A 26,960-nucleotide genomic window follows, 5' to 3' on the forward strand; every position below is an offset into this window, starting at 1 on the left:
CGGGGCGATGTGGGGTCAGACCTGGGCGAGGGCCCTGACGTGCCTGCCGTACAGGGAGCCGGCGGTGAGCCGGTCGGCGAGCTCCCTGAGCTGGTCCATGCCGATGTAGCCCATGCGGAAGGCGGTCTCCTCCAGGCAGGCGATCTGCATGCCCTGGCGCTTCTGAAGGACCTGCACGTACTGGCCGGCTTCCATCAGGCTGTCGTGGGTGCCCGCGTCGATCCACGCGTTGCCACGGCCGAGCTGGACGATCCGGCCGCGTCCCTCCTGCACGAGCAGGCGGTTGACGTCGGAGATCTCCAGCTCGCCGCGGGCCGAGGGCGAGATCTTCTCCGCGTAGGCCAGGGCGTCGTTGCTGTACATGTAGAGGCCGGTGACGGCGATGTTGGACGGTGGTTGCGCGGGCTTCTCCACGATGTCCACGAGCTCGCCGCCGGCGTCGAGCACGGCGACGCCGTAGCGTTCGGGGTCGGAGACGGGGTAGCCGAAGACGGTGCAGCCGTCGACCTCCTGCGCGGCCCGGTGCAGCGTGGCGGGCAGGCCCTGGCCGTAGAAGATGTTGTCGCCGAGGATCAGGCAGACGTCCTCGTCGCCCGCGAACTCCCGCCCGATGACGAGGGCTTCGGCGATGCCGCGCGGCTCCTCCTGCACCGCGTACCGCAGGTCGAGGCCGAGGTGGCTGCCGTCGCCGAGCAGGGAGCGGAAGGCCTCCAGGTGGCTGCTGTTGGTGATGACCAGGATCTCGCGCATCCCGGCGAGCATCAGCACCGACAGGGGGTAGTACACCAGGGGCTTGTCGTAGACGGGCAGCAGTTGTTTGGAGCTGATGGTGGTCAGGGGCAGCAACCTGGTTCCGGAGCCGCCGGCCAGCAGAATTCCGCGCATCGCGATGGGTTTCCTTGCCCTGGGAGCGGTCAGTTGACGGTGCCGGTCAGCGCACCGGACCGGGGGGTACGGGGCAGGCCGGAACCGAGCGGGCGCCACCAGCCGGGGTTGTCCCGGTACCAGTCGACGGTGGCGGCCAGCTCGGTGTCGAAATCGTGGAGCGGCCGGTAGCCGAGCTCGTCCCGCGCCTTGCTCCAGTCGACCGAGTAGCGCAGGTCGTGGCCCTTGCGGTCGGCCACCCGGTCCACCGAGGACCAGGTCCTCCCGGTGGCGTCGAGCAGTCGCCGGGTCAGCTGAAGGTTGCTCAGTTCCCTGCCGCCGCCAAGGTTGTAGACCTCGCCCGGGCGGCCCGCGCGGCGCACGAGGTCGATGCCCCGGCAGTGGTCCTCGACGTGCAGCCAGTCGCGCACGTTGGCCCCGTCCCCGTACAGCGGGACGGGGAGTCCGTCGAGGAGCCGGGTGGTGAAGTGGGGGATGACCTTCTCCGGGTGCTGCATCGGGCCGTAGTTGTTGGAGCAGCGGGTGACGCGCACGTCGAGGCCGTGGGTGCGGTGGCAGGCCAGGGCCAGCAGGTCGGACGACGCCTTGGAGGCGGAGTAGGGGGAGTTGGGCCGTACGGGGTGGCTCTCGTCCCAGGAGCCGTGCTCGATCGACCCGTACACCTCGTCCGTGGAGATGTGCACGAAGGTGCGGACGTGGTGGCGGATCGAGGCGTCCAGCAGGTTCTGCGTCCCCAGGACGTTGGTCCGCAGGAAGGCGCCGCTGTCCTCGATCGAGCGGTCGACGTGGGACTCGGCGGCGAAGTGCACCACCGTGTCGACGCCGGGCAGCAGCGCGTCGAGGGTGGCGCGGTCGCAGATGTCGCCGCGGCGGACGCGCAGCCGGTCGTCGTCGCCCAGGTCCGCCAGGTTGGCGGGGTTCCCGGCGTAGGTGAGCTTGTCCAGGACGGTGACCGCGCGCACGTCCGCGTCGACCGACCGGAGCAGCATGCGGACGTAGTGGGAGCCGATGAAGCCGGCGCCCCCGGTGACGAGCAGGTGCGCGCCCTTCTGCATGTACTCCTCCTGGGAAATCAAAGCATGAAGATCGGCCGCCCGGAAACAGCGCGACGGCAGGAACCTAAATCAATCGGGAGAGGACTGTAAAGCCCCGTTCGATTGAGTCCGAAAACAATTACAGGTAAAGCGATGCATGTAACCGCACATTACTGAATCCTTTGCAGGCAACCACATCGACACTGCAGGCAAAAACGCTTCTGACGTGCAGGTATCTACACTTGACTGAGCTCGGAAGAGGCACGTACCTTGCAGATCGATTACGTGCCGCATTGCCGGTGGCGGCGGCCGGAATTCGAATCGGATGTCTTCTGGCGTGCGAACTCGGCGCCGCCCGCACGGGCATTTCGTCATTTCAGGAGGGGAAACCAGGTGGGGCAGAGCACGGCCGGATTCCGCACGGTGAGGACCGAAGAACCTGCCCCGGGCCCCTTCGCGGAGCAGCAGCCCGACTGGCCCGACCGGCAGGTGCTGGGACGCGTCCGCGCGACGCTCGCCGGGCGCCCCGGCCTCGTCACCGCCGAGGACACGGCCCGCCTCAGGTCCCTGCTGGCCGAGGTGGCCGCGGGGAACCTGCGGATGCTGCAGGCGGGCGACTGCGCGGAGGATCCCGCCCACTGCACCCCGCACGGGGTGCGCGGCACCGTGCGCCTGCTCGACGAGCTGGCAGCCGCGATGGAGGACGGCACCGGACGCGGAACCCTGCGCATCGGCCGGATGGCGGGCCAGTTCGCCAAGCCGCGCTCGCGGCCCACCGAGCGGGTCGGCGACCGCGAACTGCCCTCCTACCGGGGGCCGATGGTGAACGCGCCCGAGCCCGATCCGGTCGCGCGCCGCCCCGACCCCCGCCGGCTGCTCCGGTGCTACGACCTCGCCGCCACCGTCCACTCCGCCCTGGCCGCGCAGGGACGCGCACCGGCTCCGGCCGGCGACACGTCCGTGTACACCAGCCACGAGGCGCTGCTGCTCGACTACGAGCAGCCGCTGCTGCGCGAACTGCCTGGCGGCGGAGCGCTCTTGGCCTCCACCCACCTGCCCTGGATCGGGGAGCGCACCCGACGGCCCGGGGGCGCCCACGTCCGGCTGCTCTCACAGGTCGTCAACCCGGTGGCCTGCAAGGTCGGCCCCACCACGACCGAGGCCGAACTGCTGGCCCTGTGCGCCGCGCTGGACCCCGGCCGCAGCCCCGGGCGGCTCACCCTGGTCGCCCGGATGGGCGCGGATCGCGTCCGCACCGCGCTTCCCCCGCTGGTGCGGGCGGTACGGGCGTCCGGACACCCGGTGATCTGGCTGTGCGACCCCATGCACGGGAACACCGTGTTCGCCGCGGACGGGCGCAAGACGCGCGTCGTGGCGGCCCTCGTCGACGAGGTCGAGGCGTTCCAGGACGTGGTGCTCGCCGAACGCGGCGTCGCGGGCGGCCTGCACCTGGAGGCCACCGCCCAGGACGTCGCCGAGTGCGTCTGGTCCCCCGACGAGGCCCCCGCGGGTCCGTACACCACGCTGTGCGACCCCCGGCTCGACCTGACCCAGGCCGGCCACCTCGCCAGGTCGTGGCACGCCTGACCCGGCGGCCCTGAGGGATCGATCCGTACGACCCCAAGTAACGAGAGGAGAAGCAGCTTTGAAGAACAGTGAAGACACCGGGAGGCGAGCGGCCGCCACGCTCGTGGGCGACGTCGCGCTGGTGACCGGCGCGACCGGCGGCATCGGTGAGGCCGTCGTGCGCACCCTCGCCGAGGCGGGCGTGCGGGTGGCCGCCGTCGACCTCGACACGCCCGCCCTCGCCCAGCTGGAGCGGACGGCCCGGGACAAGGACCTGCCGGTGACCGCGTTCGCGGCGGACGTCACCTCGCCCGTCGAGGTGGAGGCGGTCGTCGCCGCGGCGGAGGAGCGGCTGGGCCCGATCGACCAGCTCGTCAACGTGGCGGGCGTCATGGTCGCCGGGCCCGTGCTGTCGCTCACCGAGGAGGACTGGGAGCGCACCTTCGCGGTCAACGCCTCCGGCGTCTTCCGGGTCTCCACCGCCGTCGCGCGCCGCATGGCCGGGCGCGGCCGCGGGGCCGTCGTGACGGTGGCGTCGAACGCGGCCGTCGTCCCCCGCGCCGGGATGGCCGCGTACGCCGCGTCGAAGGCGGCCGCGGTGGCGTTCACCAAGAACCTCGGCCTCGAACTCGCACGCCACGGCGTGCGCTGCAACGCCGTCTGCCCCGGCTCGACCGACACCGCCATGCTCCGCGCCCTGTGGTCGGACGACAGCGGTCCCGAGCGGTCGCTGCGCGGGTCCCTCGAGGACTTCCGCGTCGGCATCCCGCTCGGCAGGTTCGCCGCCCCCGAGGACATCGCGGACGCCGTGGCGTACCTGCTGTCCGATCGGGCCACGCACATCACCATGCACGACCTCCAGGTCGACGGAGGCGCGGCCCTGGGCCGCTAGGCCGTGTCCGGAAAGTCCCGCCCGGTCATGCCTCCGAACTCCCGCCCGGCGCCCTTCGGGCGGGCGACGCGACGTCGAGGGCAGGTCCCCGGGTCGCGCCTCCGCAGGCCGTACGACACACCAGTTCGACTCCCGCAGGAGAAACTCCCCATGGCCATACCAGGCATCGCCCCCTACCCCATGCCGCAGCAGGACGAGCTCCCCGCGAACACGGCCTCCTGGCGCCCTGATCCACGACGCGTCGCCGTCCTGGTCCACGACATGCAGCGCTACTTCGTGGCACCCTTCCCCGCCGGCCACGAGCCCGCGCTCAGTCTGGTCGGCAACACCCGCAAGCTCGTGGAGCGGAGCCGGAGCCTGGGCGTCCCGGTCGTCTACACCGCGCAGCCCGGGGACATGACGGACGGCCAGCGCGGTCTGCTCAAGGACTTCTGGGGCCCGGGCATGCAGACCGCGCCCGAGCACCGGGCGATCATCGAGGAGGTCGCGCCCGCCCCGCAGGACCCGCCGGATCCGGTCTTCACCAAGTGGCGCTACAGCGCGTTCCACGGGAACGGCCTGCGGGACCACCTCAGGCGCCTGGGCCGCGACCAGCTGGTCATCTGCGGCGTGTACGCCCACGTCGGCTGTCTGATGACGGCGGTGGACGCCTTCACCCACGACATCGAGACGTTCCTCGTGGCGGACGCCGTCGCCGACTTCTCCGAGTCCCACCACCGCTCCGCCCTGGAGTACGCCGCCGCGCGCTGCTCGGTGGTCCTCCCCACGGACACCGTCCTCGCCGACCTCTGCGCGGGCGCCCTCGTCGGGCAGGACTGAGGCGATGGCATCCGAGGACCGTCGCTTCAGCGACCTCCTGGACCGCGTGCTCGCCGGGGACGCCCCCGACTTCGCCATGCTGCACCGCCCCGAGGCGGTGGGCGACACGGTGGAGCTCCTGCTCGGTGACGTGAGCGAGGTGACCCGGCTGGCCGACATCCCGCTGAACGCCCGGCCGCGGGAGGACGGGCCGGGCCACGAGACCCTCGTCCTGGTGCCCTACCGCCAGCTCGTCGAGCGGGGCTTCGCCTGCCACGACGACGGCTCCCCCCTGCTCGCCCTGAGCATCTCCGACCAGGCCACCCACCCCCTCGACGGAGCCCTGGCCCTCCTGCCCGACGTACCGGTCGACCTGTCGAACGCGCGCTTCGACATGGACGACGACGCGTACGCCTCACTGGTGCGCCGGGTCCTGGAGGAGGAGATCGGCAACGGCTCGGGGGCCAACTTCGTCATCAGCCGCGCCTTCACCGCCGACGTCACCGACTGGTCGCCCACCGTGGCACTGAGCCTGTTCCGCAGGCTGCTCGGCGGCGAGCGGGGCGCGTACTGGACGTTCGTGGTGCACACCGGCGACCGGACCTTCGTCGGCGCCACCCCCGAGCGGCACATCAGCCTGTTCGACGGCACCGCCGTCATGAACCCGATCAGCGGCACACTGCGCTACCCGCCCGGGGGCGCCGGCCTCGACGACGTGCTGCGCTTCCTCGCCGACTCCAAGGAGGCGGGCGAGCTGTGCATGGTGGTCGACGAGGAACTGAAGATGATGGCCCGCATCTGCGACGGGGGCGGTCGCGTCGTCGGCCCGTACCTCAAGGAGATGGCCACCCTCGCCCACACCGAGTACCTCATCCAGGGCCGTACCACCCGGGACGTCCGCGAGATCCTCCGCGAGTCGATGTTCGCCCCGACGGTCATCGGCAGTCCGCTGGAGAGCGCCTGCCGGGTCGTGCGGGAGTACGAACCGCGCGGACGGGGCTACTACAGCGGCGTCGTCGCCCTGATCAGCAGGGACGTCAACAGCAACCCCTCGCTCGACTCGGCGATCATGCTGCGGACGACGGCCGTCACGGGCCGGAGGCTGCGCCTCGCGGTCGGTGCGACGCTGGTGCGCGACTCGGACCCGCTCTCCGAGGTGGCCGAGACGCACGCCAAGGCACGCGGCGTGCTCAGCGCCCTCAGCGTGGCGGATGCCGCGCCGGCCCGCCGGTCGGCCGGCTCCGGGCTCTCCGGTCACCCGCTGGTGCGCCGGGCCCTGGAGGACCGCAACGCGGACCTCGCACCGTTCTGGCGGGACCTCTCGTCGACCACCGCCGTCCCGGCCCCGCTGGGACCGTACGAGGGCCGGCGCGTCCTGGTCGTGGACGCGGAGGACGACTTCACCGCGATGATCGCCGTGGTGCTCCGCTCCCTGGGACTCCGCGTGGACGTACGTCGGTTCGACGACCCGGGCGGCACCGCCGGGTACGACCTGGTGGTCATGGGGCCGGGCCCCGGCGACCCCCGCGACACCGACAGCGCCCGGATCACCGCGCTGCGCGACGCGATCCGGCGGCTGATGAACACCTCGACGCCCTTCCTCGCGGTCTGTCTGAGCCACCAGGTGCTCGGACTGCTCCTCGGACTGGAACTGGTGCGCCGCGAGCGGCCCAACCAGGGCGTGCAGAGGAAGATCAGCCACTTCGGTGAGCCCGTCGTCGCGGGCTTCTACAACACCTTCGCCCTGACCAGCGCCGACAGCGTGTTCGAGGTCCCCGGGCTCGACGCCCCCGTCGAGGTCAGCCGCGACCCGGACACCGGGCAGGTGCACGGTCTGCGCGGCCCCGGCTTCGCCTCGCTGCAGTTCCACCCGGAGTCACTGCTGAGCCGGGACGGCGTGGCCGTCCTGACCCGGACGGTGGCCGCCCTGCTCGCCGCGCCGGACGACGCCCCGGTGGGCGGTCCCGTCCTCACGTCCTCCCATCCCTCCCCGTCGACCACGAGGTGGACACCGTGCTGAACATCGCCGTCGCGGGCGGCGGGATCGGCGGCCTCGCGTCCGCCCTCGCCGTCGCCCGAGCGGGGCACACCGCCCACGTGCTGGAACGCAACACCGAGTTCGCCGAGCTCGGGGCGGGCATCCAGCTGGCCCCCAACGCCTTCCGGGCCCTGCGGCGCCTCGGCGTCGCCGAACCGGTGGGCGCGCGCGCCGTGCGCGTGGAGGCCCTGCGCCTGCTGGACGCCCGCTCCGGGGCACTGCTGACCGAGATGGCCCTGGACGACGCCTACCAGCAGCGGTTCGGCGATCCGTACGCCGTCGTGCAGCGCGGGGACCTGCACAGCGCGCTGCTGAGTGCCTGTCAGGAGCACGAGCGGGTCGTACTGCGTCCCGGCACGGCGGTGACCGGCTACCGCGACACCCCCGACGCGGTCCACGTGATCACCGCGGACGGACGGACCGTGGAGGCCGACGCGCTGGTGGGGGCGGACGGCATCCGCTCCCGGGTGCGCGCCCAGATGCTGGGCGACGGGCCGCCGCGGGTCTCGGGGCACACCATCCACCGCACCGTCGTGCCGATGGCGGACGTACCGGACGAGCTGCGCTGGAACTCGGTGAACCTGTGGGCGGGCCCCGGCTGGCACATGGTGCACTACCCCCTCGCGAACGGCGAGAAGCTGAACCTGGCCATCACGCGCGACGACGGGGCGCGCACCGCGGTGGCCGGCGTCCCCACCAGCCGTGACGAGGTGCTCGCGGGCTTCCCCGAACTGCATCCGCGGGCCCGCGCCCTGCTCGGCCTCGGCCGGGAGTGGCGGACCTGGGTGCTGTGCGACCGCCCACCGACCGGCACCTGGACCGAGGGACGCGTGTGCCTGACGGGCGACGCCGCGCACGCCATGCTCCAGTACGCCGCCCAGGGTGCCTGCATGGCCTTGGAGGACGCGGTGGTGCTCGGCGAGGTGCTGGCGGGCGCGCCCGCGGACGTGGCCGGGCGCCTGGCCCTCTTCGCCGAACTGCGCGGCGAGCGCGCCGCCCGGGTCCAGGAGGTCTCCTCGTGGATGGGGCACGCCCTCTACCACCCGCGGGGCACGGCGGCCCTCGCACGCGACGCGATGCTCGCGTCGCTCTCCCCGGACGGCCTGCTGGCGGCGGTGGACTGGCTGCACGGGCATGCCCTCGGCGGTCCTGCCCACCACGGTGCCGCCCAGGCGGTCGTCCTCACCTGACGTGCCGGGCCCGTCGCGCCGCGACGAGCCCCGCCCGCCCTCTCCGCAAGCCGTGACCAGGGGGCTCCCGGCCCCCGCCAGAAAGGAATTCCCAGCGTGGACACCATCGAGCGCGGACTGGCGCGCCGACTGCAACTGCGGCAGGCCCTGGTGTGGCTCGCCGCCGCGCGGGGCGACAGCCACGCGGCGCTGCTGCGGGGGCTCGACAGCGACCCCCGCGCCCACTGGCAGCGGCTGCGCGAGCATGCGCTGCCCCGCGGCGGCACCGGCGACCGGGTCGCCGCGCGCCACGCGTCCGTCAGCGCCGCGCAGTCGGCCCCCGCCCTGCGCGGCGCCCCGCTCCTCGACCTCCCGGAGGGTGACCAGGACGCCCCCTGGCCGGACGCCGAGGCAGTGTCCGCGCACCACGCCGATCAGGAGTGGCAGCGGGCGCTGGACCGCGCGGGCGGCGGGACGGACCTGGTCGCCGTCGCACGCGACGCGGCCGTCGGCACCCTGGCGGCCGCGTGGGGGCTCGGCGCGGACGCCGAACAGGCCCTGCGCACCGCCGTCGCGCGGACCGCGGGAGCACTCGACGCACCCTTCTACGCGCAGGGCCTGGACCGTACCCTCGCGGTCGCGGAGGCCATGGCGGACCTGCGCCGCCTCGTCCCCGCGGATGCGCCGGGGGGCCTGACCGTCGCCGTCGCCGGGACCACGATGGCCACCGACCTGGTGACCGGCGCCGTCGCGCTCGGCCTCGCACCGGACGGCGAACCCTCCTGGGACCTGCTGGACCGGGACCCCGACCGCGCACGGCGCGCGGTGCTGGAGACGCTGCGCCTGGCCCCGCCCGTACGCCTCGAAGCGGCGACCGCGGCGACCGGGTGCGTCCTGGCCGGCGAGGAGATCGCCGCCGGGGAGCGCGTGGTGTCGCACCTGGGCGCCGCCAACCGCGACCCCGACGTGTTCACCGACCCGGACCGCTTCGACCCGGAGCGCTCCGGGGCCGAACTCGCCGCCGTACTGGTGCCGGGCGCGGCGCGCGCGGGCGCGCTGCCCTTCGCCGTGGCGTGCGCGGCGCGGGGCCTGCTCGCGCTCGCCGCGCTCCGCCCCCGTCCCGCCCCCGGGCCCCTGCTCCGCCGCACCGGCGCACCGGTGTCCCCGTCCCTGCTCGCCTGCCCCGTCGTCACGGGCTGAACGACGACGGCCCGCCGCGACCGGACGGGCCCAGTGAGGAAGTACCCAGCGTGAAGATCCTTTTCGTCAGCATGCCCCACCCGACGCACTTCCAGCCGATGCTGCCCCTGGCCTGGGCGCTGCGCGCGGCCGGCCACGAGGTGCGGGTCGCCGGGCACCCCGACCTGACGGAGACGTCCACCGGGGCCGGCATGACCGCGGTGCCGGTCGGCGCCCCCGCCTGGTACGCCGGTGATCCCTACGAACCCGGCCTGTACGGGCAGTTGATGGGCGAGGGCGCGTCCGACTTCCTGGGCTCCTTCGACTGGCCGATGACCGACGCCTCGGCCTGGAGCTGGGAGGGGCTGCTGGGCCTGGAGAAGGTGCTCGTCCCCGCGCTGTACGCCGGGATCAACAACGACCCGATGATCGAGGAGTTGCTGACGTACGCCCGCCACTGGCGGCCCGACCTGGTGGTGTGGGAGCAGCTCACCGTCGCCGGCGCGGTGGTGGCCGAGCTCCTCGGCGTGCCGCACGCCCGGTTCGTGTACGGCCTCGACTTCATCGGCCGGGCCCGCGAGGCGTTCCAGCGGCGGTACGAGGAGCAGCCCCGGGCGCACCGCGAGGACCCCACCCGCGAGTGGTTCGAGCCGGTCATGCTCCGTCACGGCGGCTCCTGGACGGAGCGGCTGCGCACCGGCGGGTTCACCATCGACACCTCGGTGCCCAGCACGCGTCTTGACACCGGCGGCCCCGTCGAGGGGCTGCGCTACGTCCCGTACAACGGTGCCTCCGTCGTCCCGGAGTGGCTGCGCGAGCCCGCCGGCCGCAGGCGCGTGTGCCTCACCCTGGGGCGCTCCAACGAGCTGGAGAACACCGGGACCACGGTCGCCGAGATCCTCGCCGGGCTCGCCTCCCTGGACGTGGAGGTCGTCGCCACGCTCGGCGGGGACGAGGCGGCCGGGCTCGGCCCGCTCCCGGACAACGTCCGGCTGGTGGACTTCGTACCGCTGCACGACCTGCTGCCCACGTGCGCGGCGGTCGTGCACCACGGGGGCATCGGCTCGCGGCTGACCGCGGTGCACCACGGCGTGCCCCAGCTGGTCCTCGGTTACGGCTACGACACGTGGATGATCGCCCGGCGCCAGGAGGAGCTCGACGCGGGTCTCGCCCTGGCGGCGGACGCCGCCACGGCCGGCTCCGTCCGCGACGGCGTCGCCCGGCTCCTCGACGAGCCCCGCTTCGCCGCCGGCGCCGCCCGCATGCGGGACGAGTTGCTGGCCCAGCCCTCCCCCGCCGACCTCGTCGCCACCCTGGAGCGCCGGGTCGAGGAGTGGGCGGAGACGGCGCGATGACCGTGTCCGCGCTGCCCGCCGCCCTTCCCGCGCGCGTGCCGCAGACCCTGCGCCTGGCACGCTCGGCCGCGACCCTGTCCACGAGCGCGGGCACGGCCGCGGACTGCGACCAGTGGCTCGCCGAGTGCTCCGAGCGCTTCGCGGCCGAGGTGGAGCCCGTGCCGCTTGACGCGCTCGCCGGCTGGCACCGCAGGCCGGACACCGGCGACCTGGTCCATGAGAGCGGGCGCTTCTTCTCCGTGGAGGGCCTGTCGGTCGAGCGTCCGGGGGCACCCGTCGACCGGTGGTGCCAGCCGGTCATCAACCAGCCGGAGACCGGCATCCTCGGGCTGCTGATGACGGAGATCGACGGGGTCGCGCACTTCCTGATGCAGGCCAAGATGGAGCCGGGCAATCACAACGGGGTCCAGCTCTCGCCCACCGTGCAGGCCACCCGGAGCAACTACACCGGCGCGCACCGCGGCCGCCCGGTCCCGTACGTCGAGTACTTCCGCGACGCCGCGCGGCACACGGTCCTTGCGGACGTGCGCCAGTCCGAGCAGGGCGCCTGGTTCTTCCGCAAGCACAACCGCAACATGGTGGTCGAGGTCCACGAACCCGTCGCCGTACGAGACGGCTTCCGCTGGATGACGCTCGGTCAGGTCCACCGGCTGCTGGCCATGGACGACGTGGTCAACATGGACTCGCGCACCGTGCTGTCCTGCCTGCCCCTCGAGGACCCGGGCCTGGGCGAGGACGCGCCGGCGGGCCCGGACGCCTTTCGCACCGCGCTGCTCAGGTCCTGCGGTGCCGGCGCCGACGAGGGCGCGCACACGATGTCCTCGGTCCTGCACTGGATCACGGGCGCCCGCAGCGCAGCCGAACTGCGAGCGCGGATCGTGCCGTTGGACCGGACAGTGGGGTGGCACACCGAGGGCGGCAGGATCAGCCACGAGAGCGGCCTCTTCTTCGACGTGATGGGCGTCCGGGTGCGCACCCGCGGACGCGAGGTGGACCAGTGGACCCAGCCCCTGGTCGCGGCCGGGGGTACGGGCCTGATCGCCTTCCTGACCCGCAGCATCGACGGCGTACTGCACGTGCTGGTGCAGGCCAAGGACGAGCCGGGCCACAACGACACGGTCGAGCTCGCGCCCACGGTGCAGTGCAATCCGCGCAACTACTCCGTCCTGCCGCCCGCGGCCCGGCCCGCCTTCCTCGACGAGGTGCTCGCCGCCGGACCGGAACGCATCAGGTTCGACGCCGTCCTCTCCGAGGAGGGCGGCCGTTTCCACCACACCCGCAACCGGTACCTCGTCGTCGAGGCGGACGACGACCAGGGCGAGCGACCCGGGTTCCGCTGGGTGACCCTGCGGCAGCTCACCGCCCTGCTGCGCCACAGCTACTACCTCGACGTCGAAGCCCGCAGCCTCGTCGCGTGCCTGCGCAGCCTCCTGGTCGTGCCGCGGTGACGGCCACGACGACATCACAGAGAAAGGACTTGACGATGCTGTCTTCCCGCGCCCGGCTGATCCGGGACATGGTGCGCATCCGCACCGTGGAGGAGGTGCTCGCCGACTACTACCGCGACGAGCAGGAGATGCGTACCCCCACCCACTTCTCCATCGGGCAGGAGGCGACCGCGGTGGGCGTGTGCGCGGTGACCACCCCTGGGGACTGGGTCTACTCGGGGCACCGCTCGCACGCCCCGTACCTCGCCAAGGGCGGTGACCTCGAAGCGCTCGTCGCGGAGCTGTACGGCAAGGAGGCCGGATGCTCGCGCGGCCGGGGCGGCTCCATGCACGTGATGGACCAGGCCGCCGGGTTCGCCGGCTCGGCCGCCATCCTCGGCGAGATGATCGCCGCGGCCGTGGGCGCCGGTTGGGCGTTCGCCCGGGCCGGGGAGCGGCGGGTGGCGCTCACCTACTTCGGTGAGGGGGCGGCGGACGAGGGCGTGTTCTTCGAGTCGCTGAACTTCGCCGCCGTGCACCGCGTCCCCGTGGTCTTCGTCTGTGAGAACAACCAGTACTCGATCTCTTCGCCGCTGGGTGTCCGGCACGCCCCCGGGACCTCGGTGCGCGGTCGCGCGGAGGCGTGCGGGGTGCGGTCGCTGGCGGTCGACGGCAACGACGTGTTCGGCGTGCGGGACGCCGCCCGTGACGCGGTGGAGCACGCGCGCGACGGGCGGGGCCCGGTCCTGCTCGAACTCGCCACGTACCGCTGGCGCGCGCACGTCGGCCCCGGCCTGGACCACGACCACGGCTACCGCTCGCAGGAGGAGGTCGAGTCCTGGATGGCGGGCTGCCCCATCGTGCGCGCCGTCGGCGCGGTGCGCGACGAGACGCCGGGGGTCGACGCGCTGGTGGAGTCCTGGCGCGCCGAGTTCCGCCGGGAGGTCCACGCGGCGGTCGACCGCGCCAAGGCCCTGCCCTTCCCCGACACCGCCGGGCTGCTCTCGGGCGCGTACCTGCCCGCGGCCCGCTGACCCCGGCACATTCCAGGCAAGAGGAGATCGGACATGCGCACCCTGACCTACTGGCAGGCCATCAGCGAAGCCACCGTGCAGTGCATGGAACGCGACGAGAGGATCTTCGTCGCCGGTGAGGGCGTCGACGACGTGGCCGGGGCGTTCGGCACCACGAAGGAGGCGTTCCGGCGGTTCGGCCCCGGCCGGGTGGTGGACATGCCCAACGCGGAGAACGCCACCGCCGGCATCGCGGTCGGAGCCGCCGCGGCGGGACAGCGCCCGCTCGTGGTGCACGTACGCGCGGACTTCATGTTCCTGGCGATGGACGCGCTCGTGAACATGGCCGCGAAGTGGCGCTACACCTACGGCGGCGACAAGGGCGGCGTGCCGGTGGTGACCCGGGGCGTCGTCGGCCGGGGCTGGGGGCAGGGCTCGACCCACTCGCAGAGTCCGCACGCGACGTTCGCCCACTACGCGGGCCTGCACGTGGCGACGCCGGCCACGCCGGCCGACGCCAAGGGCATGCTCGTGCAGGCCCTGACCGGCGAGACCCCCGTCGTACTGATCGAGAACCGCAACCTGTACCCGCTCGTCGGCGAGGTGCCCGAGGAGCCGGTGCCGGTCCCGTTCGGGGTCGGCCGGATCGCGCGCGCGGGCACCGACGTCACCGTCGTCGCGGCGTCGTTGATGGTGCACGAGGCGGAGCGCGCGGCCGAGCAGCTGGCCGAGCGCGGCATCAGCGTCGAGGTGGTGGACGTCCGCAGTCTGCGGCCGCTGGACGAGGGCATCATCTGCGAGTCCGTCGCCAAGACCGGCCGGCTCGTCGTCGCGGACACCAGCTGGGCGCGGTACGGGTTCACCGCCGAGGTGGCCGCGGTCGTGGCCGAGCACGTGCCGCACGCGCTGCGCGCCCCGGTCCGTCGCGTGTCGCTGCCCGACAGTCCCGCGCCGGTGTCGCACCCGCTGGAGGAGGCGTTCCACCCGAACGCGAGCAGCATCGTCTCCGCCTGCCTGGACGTGTGTGGCGAGGCGGGCGCGGTGCTGCCGCGACTGGCCAGCGTGAGCGCCGGCTTCCAGGGCCCGTTCTGAGCGCCCTTTCCCCCACCACCGCACGAAGTACGTCACACGATGTGAGGAGCAACCGGTGCAGGTACGCGAGTTGAAGATCGAAGGGGCCTACGAGTTCACCCCGCAGGTGTTCGGGGACCCGCGGGGAGTCTTTCTCTCCCCCTACCAGGAGGACGTCTTCACCGAGGCACTGGGGCGGCCGCTGTACCCCGTGGCGCAGTCGAGCTACAGCGTCTCCAAGCGGGGCGTCGTGCGCGGCATCCACTTCACCGCCGTGCCGCCGGGCATGGGGAAGTACGCCTACTGCACGCGCGGCAGGGCCCTGGACTTCATCATCGACACCCGGGTCGGATCGCCCACCTTCGGCATGTGGGACTCCGTCGAGCTCGACCCCGTGGACCGCAGGTCGGTGCACATCCCGATCGGTGTGGGGCACCTGTTCGTGGCCCTTGAGGACGACACCACGATCTCGTACCTGCTGTCCACCGGGTACGAGCCGCAGCGCGAGCACGCCGTCCACCCGCTGGACCCGGAGCTCGCCCTGCCCTTCCCGGACGGTCTCGACCTGCTGTTGTCGGAGCGCGACCGCACGGCTCCGACGCTCGCCGAGGCCGGGGAGCTGGGCATCCTGCCCGACTTCGAGGAGAGCCTGCGGCTCGACGCGCGGTCGGGTGCGGTACGGAACTGAGGGCGCCGCCGTCCGTGGCACGGACACGCGTGAACGCCGTGGCGGGAGACCCCGGGTCCGGGTCTCCCGCCACGGCGTCGTTCGGCACCGGGGTCGGGCACACGGCCTATACGGCGTTGGCCTTCGCGACTATGTCCTCGGCCACGGTGCGCGGGACCTCGGCGTAGGAGTGGAACTGCATCGAGTAGGTGGCGCGGCCCGAGGTCCTGCTGCGGAGGTCTCCGACGTAGCCGAACATCTCCGACAGCGGCACGAGTCCGGTCACCAGGCGGGCGCCGTGCCGGTCCTCCATGGACCGGATCTGACCGCGCCGGGAGTTGATGTCGCCGATGACCTCGCCCATGTAGTCCTCGGGCGTGGTGACCTCGACGGACATCATCGGTTCGAGCAGCGCCGGGGACGCCTTCCTCGCGGCTTCCTTGAAGGCCATCGAACCGGCGATCCTGAAGGCCAGTTCGGAGGAGTCGACCTCGTGGAAGGCGCCGTCGAGCAGGGTGACCTTGATGCCGGTCAGGGGGTATCCGGCGAGCACACCGAGGCTCATGGCCTCCTGGCAGCCCGCGTCCACGGAGGGGATGTACTCGCGCGGGACGCGGCCGCCGGTGACCTTGTTGACGAACACGTAGTCGTCGCCGTCGATCGGCTCGATCGCGATCTGCACCTTGGCGAACTGGCCGGTGCCGCCCGTCTGCTTCTTGTGCGTGAAGTCGAGCCGGTCCACCGTCCCGCGGATCGTCTCGCGGTACGCGACCTGCGGCTTGCCGACGTTCGCCTCGACCTTGAACTCGCGACGCATGCGGTCGACGAGGATGTCGAGGTGGAGCTCGCCCATGCCGGCGATGATGGTCTGGCCGGTCTCTTCGTCGGTGTGGACCCGGAAGGAGGGGTCCTCCTCCGCGAGACGCTGGATGGCGACACCCAGCTTCTCCTGGTCACCCTTGGACCTGGGCTCGATGGCGACCTGGATGACCGGCGCCGGGAAGTCCATGGACTCCAGGATGACCGGGTTCTTCTCGTCGCACAGCGTCTCACCGGTGGTGGTCTGCTTGAGGCCCATGACGGCGACGATGTCGCCGGCGCCCACCGAGTCGATCTCGGTGCGCTTGTTGGCGTGCATGCGGTAGATCTTGCCGATGCGCTCCTTCTTGCCCTTGACGGAGTTCAGCACCGCGGTGCCGGCCTCCAGGCGACCGGAGTAGATCCGGACGAAGGTGAGCTTGCCGAGGTGCGGGTCGCTCGCGATCTTGAACGCGAGGGCCGACAGCGGCTCGTCGTCGGACGGCTTGCGCCGCACGGTCTCCTCCGCGTCCTTGACGCCGTGGCCCTCGATGGCCTCGACGTCCAGGGGGGAGGGGAGGTAGCGGACGACGGCGTCGAGCAGGGGCTGGACGCCCTTGTTCTTGAACGCGGTGCCGCAGAACACCGGCGTGACCGTGGCCGTGTCGGGCTTGCCGGACACGATGGTGATCCGACGGATCGCGGCGTACAGCTGTTCCTCGGTGGGCTCCCGGCCCTCCAGGAACAGCTCCATGATCTCTTCGTCGTTCTCGGCGACCGTCTCGACGAGCCTGCCCCGGTACTCCTCGGCAGCGTCGGTGTGCGTCGCCGGGATGTCGACGACGTCGTACGCCTCGCCCTTGGCCGCCTCGGCGGTCCAGACGAGTGCCTTCATCCTCACGAGGTCGACGACGCCCTGGAAGTCGGCCTCGGCGCCGATCGGGAGCTGCATGACGATCGGGACGGCGCCGAGGCGCTCCACGATCATGTCGACGCAGCGGAGGAACTCGGCACCCGTACGGTCTAGCTTGTTGACGAAGCAGATACGCGGAACGCCGTAACGGTCCGCCTGACGCCACACCGTCTCGGACTGCGGTTCGACACCGGCCACGCCGTCGAACACGGTCACGGCACCGTCGAGCACCCGGAGGTTGCGCTCCACCTCGACGGTGAAGTCGACGTGCCCCGGGGTGTCGATGATGTTGATCGTGTGGTCGACGTCCTCGAGCGGCCAGTGGCAGGTCGTCGCGGCCGACGTGATCGTGATGCCGCGCTCCTGCTCCTGCTCCATCCAGTCCATCGTGGCGGCGCCGTCGTGGACCTCACCGATCTTGTACGAGACACCGGTGTAGAACAGGATCCGCTCGGTGGTGGTCGTCTTGCCCGCGTCGATGTGGGCCATGATGCCGATGTTGCGCACCTTGGCCAGGTCAAGTGTGGTGACAGCCATGAGAGTTCTTTCCTGGACGACGGGGGGAGCTCGGAGAGCCGGGGGCGGGTGTGGACCCCGGCGCGGGTGTGGGGCGCGGGGGCGGGTCGCCCGCCCGGGGGCGCTCACGGCCGGTTCACGCCTGCTTCGACGTGCCCGGGGGGAGGAACAGCGCGGGGACGGCGGTGAGGCCCACGAAGAACAGGGCCCACCAGAAGACGGCGCTGAAGTCCGCCGCGGCGCCACCGGCCGCGTGGACGTAGTGCTGCACGAGCAGCGCGATGGTGGCGGTGCCGACGGCGCCGCCGAGCTGTTGGGACACGGCGTTCGCGGTCGTCGCCGCGGGCACGCCGGCGGCCGGCAGCGAGTGGTAGAGCGTGACCATGATGGGCGACGACACCAGGGCGAGGCCGACGCCCTGCGCGAACAGGGCGACGAGCAGCAGGACGGTCACCTCGCTCGTGTCGGCCGCGGCGAAGGTGGTGAGGCCCGCGGCGACCAGCAGGAGTCCGAAGAGCACGAGCGCGCGCGGGTTGCTCTTGGTGTCGATGACACGGCCCACGAGCAGTACGGCGACCGCCGTGCCGACGCCCTGCGCCACCATGATGGTCCCCGCGCCCATCGGCCCCTTGCCGCCCGCCTGCTGGAAGAACAGCGGGACGAGGACGACGACGCCGTAGAGGCCGAAGTTGTTCAGCAGCGTGATGGACGTGGACGCGGTGAACGCCCGGTCGCGGAAGAGCGAGAAGTCCACGACGCCGGGGGTGCGGGAGCGGGCGGCCCGGATTCCGTGTGCGGCCAGCAGGGCCATGCCGATCGCGGCGGGCAGGAAGACCTCCGGGCCCGTCGCCGCGGTGCCCTTGGCCAGGTTGCTGAAGCCGAGGATGAGGGCGACGAGGCCGCCGCCCATGGTGAGCAGTCCGGCCACGTCGAGGCGCTCGGGCGCCTCGCCCTTGGAGTTGGGCAGGTTGCGCGCGGACAGCACGATGACCGCGAGGATGATCGGCACGTTGAGGAAGAACGCCCACCGCCAGGAGAACTCCTGGACGAGCGTGCCGCCGAGCACCGGGCCCAGCACCGGCGCGACGAGCAGCGGCACGGCCATCATCGTCATCATGCGGCCCATCTGGGCCCGGCCCGCGACCTGGACGACGATGATCCGCATCAGCGGGAAGAGCATGCTGGCCCCCAGGCCCTGCACGACCCGGAACGCGATCAGGCTGCCCATCGACCAGGCGGTGCCGCACAGCAGCGAACCGATCAGGAAGACGGAGAGCGACGCGATCCAGGTGTGGGCCGCGCCGAAGCGCTGCGCCGCCCACCCGGTCGCCGGAATCACCGACGACATCGCGAGAAGGTACGCGGTGGACGCCCACTGGGCGTCCGCGAGGCCGACGCCGAAGTACTCGGTGAACGAGTGCATGGCCACGCCGACGATCGTGGTGTCAAGGAGGGCGACGAACGCGCCCATGGCCAGGACGAGTGCCACGACGACGGGCGAGCGCTCCGACTGCGCAGCCGGCTCGGCCGTCACCCCCTCCTTGGCGCTCGTGGTGCTGATCTCCTCGGACATGGCTTTCGCCTCTCTCTGCGCGATGGATGGGATGGAGCACGAGACCCTACCTAGGCCTACCTAGGAGCCCTTGGTAGTTGCCTACTATACATAGGCACTGTTACGGTCAGGATCATGAAGGAACTGACCGACCCGGAAATCCGCGCCTCGTTCGTCAACTGCAGCAAGGGCGAAACCTCGCGCCTCACGACGCCGCGGGATCTCCCCGAACTGCCCTGGGCCGACCTCGACTTCCTCGGCTGGCGTGACCCGGCCGCACCGCAGCGCAGCTACCTCGTGGCCGAGCACGGGGACCGCCTCGTGGGCCTCGCCTTCCGCCTGCCGTCCCAGCGGGGCGGTCTGCGGCACCAGTCCATGTGCTCGATCTGCCTGACGACGCACCCGGCGAGCGGGGTGACGCTGATGACCGCGCGCCGCGCGCGCCAGAGCGACAGCGGCGACGACACGGTGGGCGAGTACATCTGCGGCGACCTCGCCTGCTCCCTTTACGTGCGGGGCAAGAAGCGGGCCCAGCCCGGGGGCCGCATGAAGGAGTCGCTGACGGTGGACGAGAAGGTCGAGCGCCTGCGGACCAAGCTCGCCGGCTTCCTCGACACGCTCCTCTAGGGCCTGTCCGGCGGATCAGGGCCTGCCTGGCGGATCAGGGCCGGACGGCCCTAGCAACCGGGCCGGGGTGCGGGGCCCGGCTGACGGCCGGACGTCGCGTACGGGTCGTCGCTACCGCCCCGGGGGCGCGGCGCACTGTCGAGCGCCTGGGCGAGGGCCTTGCGGTAGGCGGGCACCGCCCTCTCGTACAGCGCCATGCCCCGCTGGGTGATCCGGCCGTGCACCGTGCGCCGGTCGCCGGGGCTCGGCATGCGGACCGCGAGGTCGTCACGGACCAGGCGGTCCACGACGCGGGACGCGGAGGAAGGGCTGAGCCGGACCTCCTGGGCGAGCTCGGTTATCCGCAGATGACCATCACTGAGCGCCAGTTGCTCAAGCGCCAGAAAGGTCGAGGGGGACAGCCCCAGTCGGCTGAGTTCGCGCGTCAGCGCCCTCTCGAAGCGACATCGCAGCTCCTCCGTGCGCTGCCACCAGGCCAGTTCCTGCGCGGACGCCTCACGCGCGCCGGAGCCGCGGTCGGCCCCGGCCGGCTCGCGGGACGCCGACTCGACGGGCACCCTGGGAGACAGTCCCGCACCGCGCCGGTCGACGAAACCCTGGACCGCGTGGGGCTCTCGGGAGGCGGGCTGGCATGACGGGCCGTCACCACGGTCGACCGGGTGGGGGCGACGGCTGACGGCGAGGACGGCAGACGGTCCGGGATACATGGTCACGGGAATCATCCATTCTCGGTCGATGCCGAGCAGGTAAGCCTGCTCTCGGCCGGGCACCCGCCTCCCCGATGCGCCTCGGAGGCCACAAGGTGCCCTGCGAGGAGGAAATCATTCGTTCACGAAGGTTTCAAATTTGATCGGAGATCCCGATAGTGCCGTCGGCGCCACCCCGGGGCTCTCGACCCGGACCGCCGTCGAGAGCCCCCCGCCCCCCTTCCCTGCGGCTCTCGGCGGCGCACCCCTGGCCCCCCTGGACCCCGTCGAGAACCACCGACCGCGCGTAGGCGGCGGCCGCGGGCGCGAGGCGCAGGGCACCGTGACCGGCCACCGCGTGCACGTCGCGCCAGAACCGCTGCAACGGCTCCGCCTCGGACTGGACCCGCGTCCCGCCACTGCGGAACAGCCGCTCCACCACGGCGACCAGCATCTCCACGGCCACGGCCGCGTCCCGCATGTTCCGGGCCACCGGCAGCCGGTCGAGCGGGGCGTGGTCGGCGCGTTCGGCGGCGCCGCTGAGCAGGAGGTGCGCGGCGTCGATCTCGGCGGACGAACGGGCCAGCACCTGCTGGGCCACGCCGTCGTCCAGGCGTCCGCCGCCATCGCCCGTCGGGCGTCCGACCATCGCATCGGTCCAGGCGCGCAGGGCTCCGCGCGCCGCACCCAGCGCGGGCGCGGCGAACATGAGGGAGGCCACCAGGGGGAACGGGACGCGATGACAGCGCGCCGCGCTCTCCTCGGGACGCCCGGCGGCCAGACCGTCGCGGGACATGGTGCGGTGCCGGGGCACGAAGGCGTCGACCACCGTCACGGAGTTGCTGCCGGTTCCGCGCAGCCCACTGTTGCGCCAGGTGTCCTCGACCGTGAAGTCGGCGCGGGGCAGGGCGAGGATGCGGGGGCTCCGGCCGCCGTCGCCCGGCTCGGGGGTGGCCACGAGCAGCCAGTCGGCGTGGTCGACGCCGCTCGCCAGATGCCACCGGCCGGACAGCCGGTAGCCGCCGGGCGCCTCGGCGAGCTCCCCGGCCGGCGGCACCACGGCCGCCGCGATCGGCACGTCCGGGCCGGAGCCCCAGATCTCCGCCTGCCCGCGGTGCGGCAGGTGCGCGGCGAGCCTGCCGTGGGCCGCCTGGAGCGCGGCACACCAGGCGGCCGAGGTGCACCCCTCCCCCAGCAGGGCGACGGAGTCGACGAGTTCGGCGAACGTGCCGGCGTCGCCGCCGAACTCCGCGGGGACGAAGTGGCGCGGGAACCCGGCCCCGGTCAGCGCCCCGGCCACGGCCGGGTGGAGGGTGCGGAGGCGCTCGGACTCGGTCGCGTGGCGCGCGCCGAGGGTCGCCGCGTCCCGCACGGGGACCCGGGTGGGGGACGACGGGGTGAGGTGGCCGGAGGGCGTCATCTTTTGCTCTTTCTCTGCGTGCGCATGACCCGCACTTGACGAAGTGACTTATATTCACCGGACGGAGCCCCTTGCATCGCACTCCGAGATGATAAAAAATTCCTCCACGAAGGAATCTTTTTGGGGGTGTTCAGGTGGGGGTCACGCGATGGTGAAACAGGACAGAGCACGACGTACGTACGCGCTGGTCCTCCAAGCGGCGGCCGAGGAGTTCGCCGCCCAGGGGTTCGCCGGCGCCAACCTGGAGACCATCGCGCGGCGCACCGGGCTCACCAAGGGGGCGCTCTACGGGCACTTCTCGTCCAAGGCCGCCCTGAGCGCCGAGCTGACCCGGCGGTTCGAGCAGCACTGGCAGGAGGCCCTCGACGCGGCCGCCGACTCCGACGGGGCACCGGTCCAGGTGCTCGACGCATTGCTCACGGACCTCTCCCACCGCGTCCGGCACGACGCCCTGTTCGGCGCCGGCCTGCGCCTGGTGCTGGACGCGGCGTGGTCCGAGGACGTCAGCGCCAAGCAGGTGCAGGAGTTGCAGGAGCTGCTGCGGCGACTGGTGGCGGTGGCCCAGGACGGCGGCACGATCGACCGGGCCCACCGGCCCGAAGTCCTCAGCCGGCTCCTGCTCGCCGTGCTGCTCGGACTGCGGCACATCACCGGGGGCTCCCAGGCGGCACCGGACGACGACTCCCCACAGGTGTGGCGGACGCTGTTGCCTGCGGTGTGCCGGCCCGCTCCCGAGGGGATCCCGGCAGGGTAGCCCAACCCTCCCGCAGGGCCAGCTCGTTGAGCACGGGGTCGGCCCCCACCACCACCGGCCGGCCCACGGCGCGCAGCAGGTCCGCGTCGCTGGAGTGGTCTCCGTACGCATGGCAGCCGGCCGGGTCCGCGCCGCGCTCCCCCATCGTCCGTCGCGCCAGTTCGGCCTTGCGCGGCCCGATCACGGGCGGGCCGACCTCACCGGTCAGCACGCCCTCGCGGACCTCGGGCGTGGTGCAGAGCACCGTGTCGGCCCGCAGGGCGTCGGCGACCGGCGCCAGGCACGGCAGGAAGGAGCCGGAGACCAGCGCGATGTGGTGACCGGCGAGCCGGTGGGCGCGCAGGGCCTCGACGGCCGGCGGGTGGAAGAGGTCCCCGCGGGCCTGCTCGGCGGCGAACCACTCCCCTCCCGCCCGGTGCAGGTCTTCGGCGTGAGCACCTCTGAAGTTGCGGTAGAAGGCCCGGTTGAGCTGGGTCCGGGACACCCCGGCGGCCTGTCGCCTGAGGTGTTCGTCGCGCGCCCGGGCGTACCGGTTCCGGTCCTCGCGGGACCGTTGCCAGTAGAAGGCGAGGAAGCTGGCCATGCTCTTGCGATTGATGAGCGTCTCGTCCACGTCGAAGAAGGCGACGACGCGTGAAGGGTGGTTCATGGTGTCCTTGCCGCCTCCGGCTCCGGGCGGCGGCAGATCAGAGGGAGGCGGATGGTGACGCGGCGGGTCCGGCCGGACGACCTGCCGGTGGGGTACGTCGGAAGGGGCGGACGGCGTCCGGGCAGAGCGGCCCGGCACGAGGTGTCCACCGCCGGTTCAGACCGCGTGGGCGCTCCTGAGGTGACAGCGCTGGTGGCCGAACTCCCCGTGCCTGGCGGCGTCCTTGACCTCGCGACCCATGGTGTCGACCTCGCGCAAGAGCTGGTCGACCCGGCTCTGGAGCACCGATCCCGCGGGCGTCAGCTCGATGGGGCAGCGGCCCCGCCGCAGGAAGAGGACCACGCCGAGGGACGATTCCAGGCTCTTGATCTGACCGGTGACGGTGGACTGGGCGCAGTGCAGGTTCCTGGCCGCCCGCGTGAAGCTCAATTCCCGCGCCACTTCGCGGAAGACACGCAACTGATGGATCTCCACGACGATCCCCTTCTGGCCGTGCGGCGGTGGGCGTCAGAGGGTAACGGCCGGCTGACAGGTGCTGTGCAGGCGGTACGTCGTGGTGGCCCGGGCGAGGACGACCTCGCCCTGGAAGGCCGTCAGCCGGACCGACCGGCCGCCCGGCCCCGCGGACGACGCGTGGTGCTCGTCGGCCCGGATCGTGACGGGGGCGTCCAGTTCGCCGAACGAGTCGAAGCGGACCTCGCAGCCCGTCATCAGGTGGGACCCGAGCTCCCCGGACTGGCGCAGCGTCTGGTGGCCCGCCTGGCGGAACGCCTCGACGAGGGCCATACCGGGGACGTGGTCGCACGCGTGCTCGAAGTAGCCCGGGTGCCCGGTGGCCAGGTGCATGCCGTACCGCCCGGCCCCCTCCCTGCTGAGCAGTACGTTCTCCGGGCGCACCTGCCCCACCTCGGTGGGCGAGAGCAGCGTCCCGGGCCGTGTCGGGCGGGGTCCGCCGACCGGGTTGGACACGCGGTGGCGGAGCGCGGTGTAGAGCTCGTCGCCGACCGCGAGGAGCCTCACCGAGGCTCGGCCACAGCGCTGCCCGTCGACGTGGACGGCCGTGGTGAAGCGTGCCTCGAAGCGCTGCGACGGCGGGTTGCCGTTCGGGACGAACCGGCCGTCGAGCACCACGCGCAGCGGTGTCGCCCCTACACGCAACGAGTGCGGGACATCGATGTCAAGCTGCAGGTCGCAGAAGATGAAGCGCTGGGTCAGCGACACGTCGTGGAAGCGGTGGGCCGTGTAGACGGCGGCTTGGCGCACGGTCTCGACGATGAGGACGGGGTCGCTGAATCCCTCCGCGTCCGGTTCGTACAGCGCGTGACTGCGCGGCCATTGGGCGGCTATACGGATGCCTCCCGCGTCGTCCGGTCCGCAGGCGTCCGTCAGGAACACCTCGGACACGGCGGCACGGTGCACGAGCGTGCGCGACACCGTCTGGTCGTAGGTAAGTGACTGCTCCAACGCGTCCATGACCTGGACGTTCTCCGAGATACCGATCGACATGAACTCCCCCAAGCAGTCCCAGCGAGTGGGACTATGATCGACTTCGGGAAAATATACATTCCCGAAGGGATATTTCAAGGACAGAGCCCACTGGCCCACAGGGGCGCTCCTGAGGGGCTCACACGACGAAGGAGGCGGCTTCGGTGCGCGCTACGAACAGCAGCCCGGGCACGACCCAACCGGCCACCAGCCAGCCCAAACAGGAACGTTCACGACGCACCAAGGCCCAGATCCTGACCGCCGCGGCCGAGGTGTTCGCGGAGCAGGGCTACCCGACCGTCACCCTGCAGGACGTCGCGGACCGGGTCGGGATGACCAAGGGCGCGGTGTACTTCCACTACGCCAACAAGCACGTACTCGCGATCGCCGTCGTCGAGGAGCACTACAGGCGCTGGCCCGAACTCGTGGAGCGCGTGCGCGCCTCGAAGGGCACTCCGCTCGACACGCTGCTCGCCGTGCTGGACGGCACGGCGGAGGCGTTCCGAGGCGACAGCGTGGTCCAGGCCGGCGCCCGGCTGCAGATCGAGCGCTCCCTGATCGGGGCGGACCTGCCCAAGCCGTACGAGTGGTGGCGGGAGATGCTCGCCGCCCTGATCGCGGACGCCAGGGACGCGGGGCAGCTCCGCGCCGACACCGACCCCAAGGCCCTCGCCCGGGTCGTGGTGTCCGCGTTCTTCGGCGTGCAGCACATCTCGGACGTGCTGACGGAGCGCGCCGACATGATGGAGCGGTACCTGGAGATGCGTGACGCCGTGTTCAAGGGCTTCATCGTCGACTGACGTGGGACCGGAGTTCACCGGAGCCGGCGCAAGCCGTTGCGTGCGCCGGCGCCGTCAGGCGTCAGGCGTCAGGCGTCAGGCGTCAGGCGTCAGGCGTCAGGCGTCAGGCGTCAGGGCGCACCCTGCGGCCATTGCCGAAGCGCGGTGTGCACCGACTCGACCACCCTGCGCCAGGATCCGTCGAGGTCTCGGGGGTGCCCGAACCCGCCGGTCGCCTCGATCGTGATGAAGCCGTGGAACGTGCTGCGCATGAACCGGACCGCGTCGGTCAGGTCCGGCTCTTCGAGTTCGTAGGCCCGCAGCACCGCGTACGTCAACTCGATGTTGCGGACGAACCCCTTGGCGTCGGAGATCTGGTCGAGGTCCAGCCCCATCTGAGTCGCCGCGTACCGTCCGGGACAGCGCAGGGCGTACGCGCGATACGCGTCGGCGAAAGCCATGAGCGCACCCTTCGCGGACCGGCCGGCGATGGCGGCGGCGAGTTCGTCGCCCATCTCCTCGGCCGCGAGCAGCGCCACCCGGGTCCGCACGTCCTGGAGATTCTTGACGTGCGCGTACAGGCTGGCGTCCTTGACTCCGAAGTCGCGGGCCAGCGCCGAGAGGGTGACGGCCTGGATACCGACCTCGTCGGCCAGGGCGGCAGCGGCCTGCGTGATCTTCTCAGCGGTCAGGCCCGCTCGTTTTCTCACACGCTTCCCTAATGCTCCAAGCCTTCTACCGTAAGGCTCTAACCTACGACCTGGCACGCCGAGCCGCCAATCCGGGTACACGACAACGGCCCAGGAGGCGAAGCAGACCGTGCCGCGCCCGGAGGGCAAGCGGAGGCACGCTCCGGGGCGTTTTCGACCCTGCCCGCGGTGCCGGTGTACTGGCGCTGGACGCCGACCGTGCCCGGTGCCCTTCTTCACGTCCCAGGTGCCGTCGACCACCAGTACCGCCTGGTCGTCGTACAGATGGTCCACCACGCAGCCACACACATCGTCGCGGACCGGTCGGCGTACCACTTGGCCCGCCCCAACAGATGCTGTCCGTCCCGCCATCCGGCTCATCAGGCCCTCGAACGCCTCCTGCCGGCGGGCAGGGTCTACGCTGTGGCCTGTCTCCACAGCGCGTCGGGGTCGCGCAGCGTCCGCCCGCCGTCCCGTGTCAGGAGGACATGTGCAACGTGGCGAAGTCTGGTGGGTGGAGTTCGACGAGCGGCGGCCGGTCGTGCTGCTGTCGGGAGACGACGCGTCCGGGATCCGGGTGATGCAGGTCGTCGCTCGGGCGGGTGTCGACATCACCGGCCTGGGCGTCGAAGTGGCGGTAGGCGCCGCGGAGGGACTGCCCTTCGAAGGCGTGCTGCGGTTCGCGTTGCCGCGTCCGGGCTTTACCCCTTGCACGTGGCTGACCACCGTCTCCCGGGACGACCTGATCGAGCGGGCGGGCGCCCTGTCCTCCGCGAAACTCAGCGAGATCGAGAACGCCCTCCGCCTCGGTGAGCAGGCGGAGGAGTGGACCCCGGCGACGACCGCGAAGCTCAGCGAGATGAGGAACGCCCTCCGTCTCGGTGGACTCGGGTAGGCGGAGAAGGAAACGAAGGCCCGCGATAGCGTGGTCGGTCTCGTCCAGATGATCGACGCTGCCAGCCGGCTCCTCGGCGCCCCTCACAATCGAGATCACGAAC

Annotated in this window: 25 protein-coding genes and 1 pseudogene; 15 read left to right on the plus strand and 11 right to left on the minus strand. The window is 72.0% G+C overall.

Going from position 1 to position 26,960, the window contains the following annotated elements; all coding sequences use genetic code 11:
* Nucleotides 1–15 precede the first annotated feature (15 nt).
* Both rfbA and rfbB read right to left on the minus strand, forming a co-directional pair.
* Complete coding sequence (gene rfbA / locus ACIA8N_RS16175; protein ID WP_365779660.1) at nucleotides 16–885, minus strand: glucose-1-phosphate thymidylyltransferase RfbA; 870 nt, start codon at nucleotides 883–885, stop codon at nucleotides 16–18.
* A 29-nt stretch (nucleotides 886–914) separates the two neighbouring features.
* On the minus strand, nucleotides 915–1,940 hold the full coding sequence (gene rfbB, locus ACIA8N_RS16180; protein WP_365779658.1) for a dTDP-glucose 4,6-dehydratase: 1,026 nt from the start codon (nucleotides 1,938–1,940) through the stop codon (nucleotides 915–917).
* 372 nt (nucleotides 1,941–2,312) lie between these two features.
* Here rfbB and ACIA8N_RS16185 point away from each other — a divergent pair, with 372 nt between their 5' ends.
* From ACIA8N_RS16185 to ACIA8N_RS16235, 11 genes are all read left to right on the plus strand, one after another.
* Nucleotides 2,313–3,506 carry a 3-deoxy-7-phosphoheptulonate synthase gene (locus ACIA8N_RS16185; protein WP_365779655.1) on the plus strand — a complete coding sequence of 398 codons (1,194 nt, stop codon included), beginning with the start codon at nucleotides 2,313–2,315 and terminating at the stop codon, nucleotides 3,504–3,506.
* A gap of 58 nt (nucleotides 3,507–3,564) precedes the next feature.
* On the plus strand, nucleotides 3,565–4,377 hold the full coding sequence (locus ACIA8N_RS16190) for a 2,3-dihydro-2,3-dihydroxybenzoate dehydrogenase (RefSeq protein WP_365779653.1): 813 nt from the start codon (nucleotides 3,565–3,567) through the stop codon (nucleotides 4,375–4,377).
* Between the two features lie 150 nt (nucleotides 4,378–4,527).
* Nucleotides 4,528–5,196: an isochorismatase family protein gene (locus ACIA8N_RS16195; protein WP_365779651.1), complete on the plus strand. Its 669-nt coding sequence runs from the start codon at nucleotides 4,528–4,530 to the stop codon at nucleotides 5,194–5,196.
* A gap of 4 nt (nucleotides 5,197–5,200) precedes the next feature.
* Complete coding sequence (locus ACIA8N_RS16200; RefSeq protein ID WP_365779649.1) at nucleotides 5,201–7,195, plus strand: anthranilate synthase family protein; 1,995 nt, start codon at nucleotides 5,201–5,203, stop codon at nucleotides 7,193–7,195.
* Nucleotides 7,189–8,403: an FAD-dependent monooxygenase gene (locus tag ACIA8N_RS16205; RefSeq protein WP_365779647.1), complete on the plus strand. Its 1,215-nt coding sequence runs from the start codon at nucleotides 7,189–7,191 to the stop codon at nucleotides 8,401–8,403. The genes ACIA8N_RS16200 and ACIA8N_RS16205 overlap by 7 nt, the downstream gene beginning before the upstream one ends.
* A 96-nt stretch (nucleotides 8,404–8,499) precedes the next feature.
* A complete protein-coding gene (locus tag ACIA8N_RS16210; RefSeq protein ID WP_365779645.1) occupies nucleotides 8,500–9,582 on the plus strand; it encodes a cytochrome P450 in 1,083 nt (360 codons plus the stop codon).
* 50 nt (nucleotides 9,583–9,632) lie between these two features.
* A complete protein-coding gene (locus tag ACIA8N_RS16215) occupies nucleotides 9,633–10,916 on the plus strand; it encodes an activator-dependent family glycosyltransferase (RefSeq protein WP_365779643.1) in 1,284 nt (427 codons plus the stop codon).
* Complete coding sequence (locus tag ACIA8N_RS16220; protein WP_365779641.1) at nucleotides 10,913–12,364, plus strand: NDP-hexose 2,3-dehydratase family protein; 1,452 nt, start codon at nucleotides 10,913–10,915, stop codon at nucleotides 12,362–12,364. Before ACIA8N_RS16215 ends, ACIA8N_RS16220 begins: the two co-directional genes overlap by 4 nt.
* A 35-nt stretch (nucleotides 12,365–12,399) precedes the next feature.
* Complete coding sequence (locus ACIA8N_RS16225; RefSeq protein ID WP_365779639.1) at nucleotides 12,400–13,377, plus strand: thiamine pyrophosphate-dependent dehydrogenase E1 component subunit alpha; 978 nt, start codon at nucleotides 12,400–12,402, stop codon at nucleotides 13,375–13,377.
* Nucleotides 13,378–13,410: 33 nt separating this feature from the next.
* Nucleotides 13,411–14,448, plus strand: a complete 1,038-nt coding sequence (locus ACIA8N_RS16230; protein WP_365779637.1) for a transketolase C-terminal domain-containing protein — start codon at nucleotides 13,411–13,413, stop codon at nucleotides 14,446–14,448.
* A gap of 55 nt (nucleotides 14,449–14,503) precedes the next feature.
* Nucleotides 14,504–15,115, plus strand: coding sequence for a dTDP-4-dehydrorhamnose 3,5-epimerase family protein (locus ACIA8N_RS16235; protein ID WP_365779635.1), 612 nt, complete (start codon nucleotides 14,504–14,506; stop codon nucleotides 15,113–15,115).
* A gap of 106 nt (nucleotides 15,116–15,221) precedes the next feature.
* Here the strand turns inward: ACIA8N_RS16235 and fusA are convergent, their stop codons facing one another.
* A complete protein-coding gene (gene fusA, locus ACIA8N_RS16240; protein WP_365779633.1) occupies nucleotides 15,222–17,342 on the minus strand; it encodes an elongation factor G in 2,121 nt (706 codons plus the stop codon).
* Nucleotides 17,343–17,457: 115 nt separating this feature from the next.
* A complete protein-coding gene (locus ACIA8N_RS16245) occupies nucleotides 17,458–18,894 on the minus strand; it encodes a DHA2 family efflux MFS transporter permease subunit (protein ID WP_365779631.1) in 1,437 nt (478 codons plus the stop codon).
* A gap of 114 nt (nucleotides 18,895–19,008) precedes the next feature.
* On the opposite strand from ACIA8N_RS16245, the gene ACIA8N_RS16250 reads away from it, so the two are divergent.
* Nucleotides 19,009–19,500, plus strand: a complete 492-nt coding sequence (locus ACIA8N_RS16250) for an FBP domain-containing protein (protein WP_365779629.1) — start codon at nucleotides 19,009–19,011, stop codon at nucleotides 19,498–19,500.
* Between the two features lie 50 nt (nucleotides 19,501–19,550).
* Here ACIA8N_RS16250 and ACIA8N_RS16255 read toward each other — a convergent pair whose 3' ends face one another.
* Together ACIA8N_RS16255 and ACIA8N_RS16260 are read right to left on the minus strand one after the other, a co-directional pair.
* Complete coding sequence (locus ACIA8N_RS16255) at nucleotides 19,551–20,057, minus strand: MarR family transcriptional regulator (protein ID WP_365779627.1); 507 nt, start codon at nucleotides 20,055–20,057, stop codon at nucleotides 19,551–19,553.
* 283 nt (nucleotides 20,058–20,340) lie between these two features.
* Nucleotides 20,341–21,606, minus strand: coding sequence for an acyl-CoA dehydrogenase family protein (locus ACIA8N_RS16260; RefSeq protein WP_365779625.1), 1,266 nt, complete (start codon nucleotides 21,604–21,606; stop codon nucleotides 20,341–20,343).
* A 148-nt stretch (nucleotides 21,607–21,754) separates the two neighbouring features.
* Between ACIA8N_RS16260 and ACIA8N_RS16265 the strand changes: the two genes are divergently transcribed.
* Nucleotides 21,755–22,360 carry a TetR/AcrR family transcriptional regulator gene (locus tag ACIA8N_RS16265; RefSeq protein WP_365779623.1) on the plus strand — a complete coding sequence of 202 codons (606 nt, stop codon included), beginning with the start codon at nucleotides 21,755–21,757 and terminating at the stop codon, nucleotides 22,358–22,360.
* Here the strand turns inward: ACIA8N_RS16265 and ACIA8N_RS16270 are convergent.
* The 3 genes from ACIA8N_RS16270 to ACIA8N_RS16280 form a co-directional block, all read right to left on the minus strand.
* Nucleotides 22,254–23,009, minus strand: a complete 756-nt coding sequence (locus ACIA8N_RS16270) for an HAD family hydrolase (protein WP_365779621.1) — start codon at nucleotides 23,007–23,009, stop codon at nucleotides 22,254–22,256. The genes ACIA8N_RS16265 and ACIA8N_RS16270 overlap by 107 nt on opposite strands.
* 156 nt (nucleotides 23,010–23,165) lie before the next feature.
* Nucleotides 23,166–23,483 carry a LysR family transcriptional regulator gene (locus tag ACIA8N_RS16275; RefSeq protein WP_365779618.1) on the minus strand — a complete coding sequence of 106 codons (318 nt, stop codon included), beginning with the start codon at nucleotides 23,481–23,483 and terminating at the stop codon, nucleotides 23,166–23,168.
* A gap of 33 nt (nucleotides 23,484–23,516) precedes the next feature.
* Entirely contained in the window at nucleotides 23,517–24,515 is a 999-nt protein-coding gene (locus tag ACIA8N_RS16280; protein WP_365779616.1) for a ScbA/BarX family gamma-butyrolactone biosynthesis protein, read from the minus strand.
* Between the two features lie 143 nt (nucleotides 24,516–24,658).
* Between ACIA8N_RS16280 and ACIA8N_RS16285 the strand changes: the two genes are divergently transcribed.
* Nucleotides 24,659–25,294 (plus strand): ScbR family autoregulator-binding transcription factor, encoded by a 636-nt coding sequence (locus ACIA8N_RS16285; protein ID WP_365779614.1) that lies wholly within the window; start codon nucleotides 24,659–24,661, stop codon nucleotides 25,292–25,294.
* A gap of 110 nt (nucleotides 25,295–25,404) precedes the next feature.
* On the opposite strand, the gene ACIA8N_RS16290 is transcribed toward ACIA8N_RS16285, so the two are convergent.
* Both ACIA8N_RS16290 and ACIA8N_RS16295 read right to left on the minus strand, forming a co-directional pair.
* A complete protein-coding gene (locus ACIA8N_RS16290; RefSeq protein WP_365779612.1) occupies nucleotides 25,405–25,983 on the minus strand; it encodes a WHG domain-containing protein in 579 nt (192 codons plus the stop codon).
* A 146-nt stretch (nucleotides 25,984–26,129) separates the two neighbouring features.
* Nucleotides 26,130–26,327: pseudogene (locus ACIA8N_RS16295) on the minus strand (transposase); the annotation flags it as partial.
* Nucleotides 26,328–26,452: 125 nt separating this feature from the next.
* Here ACIA8N_RS16295 and ACIA8N_RS16300 point away from each other — a divergent pair.
* Complete coding sequence (locus ACIA8N_RS16300) at nucleotides 26,453–26,857, plus strand: type II toxin-antitoxin system PemK/MazF family toxin (protein WP_365779610.1); 405 nt, start codon at nucleotides 26,453–26,455, stop codon at nucleotides 26,855–26,857.
* Nucleotides 26,858–26,960 lie beyond the last annotated feature (103 nt).

Origin of the sequence: Streptomyces sp. NPDC051822 (assembly GCF_044452745.1) — a bacterium.
Lineage (GTDB): Bacteria > Actinomycetota > Actinomycetes > Streptomycetales > Streptomycetaceae > Streptomyces.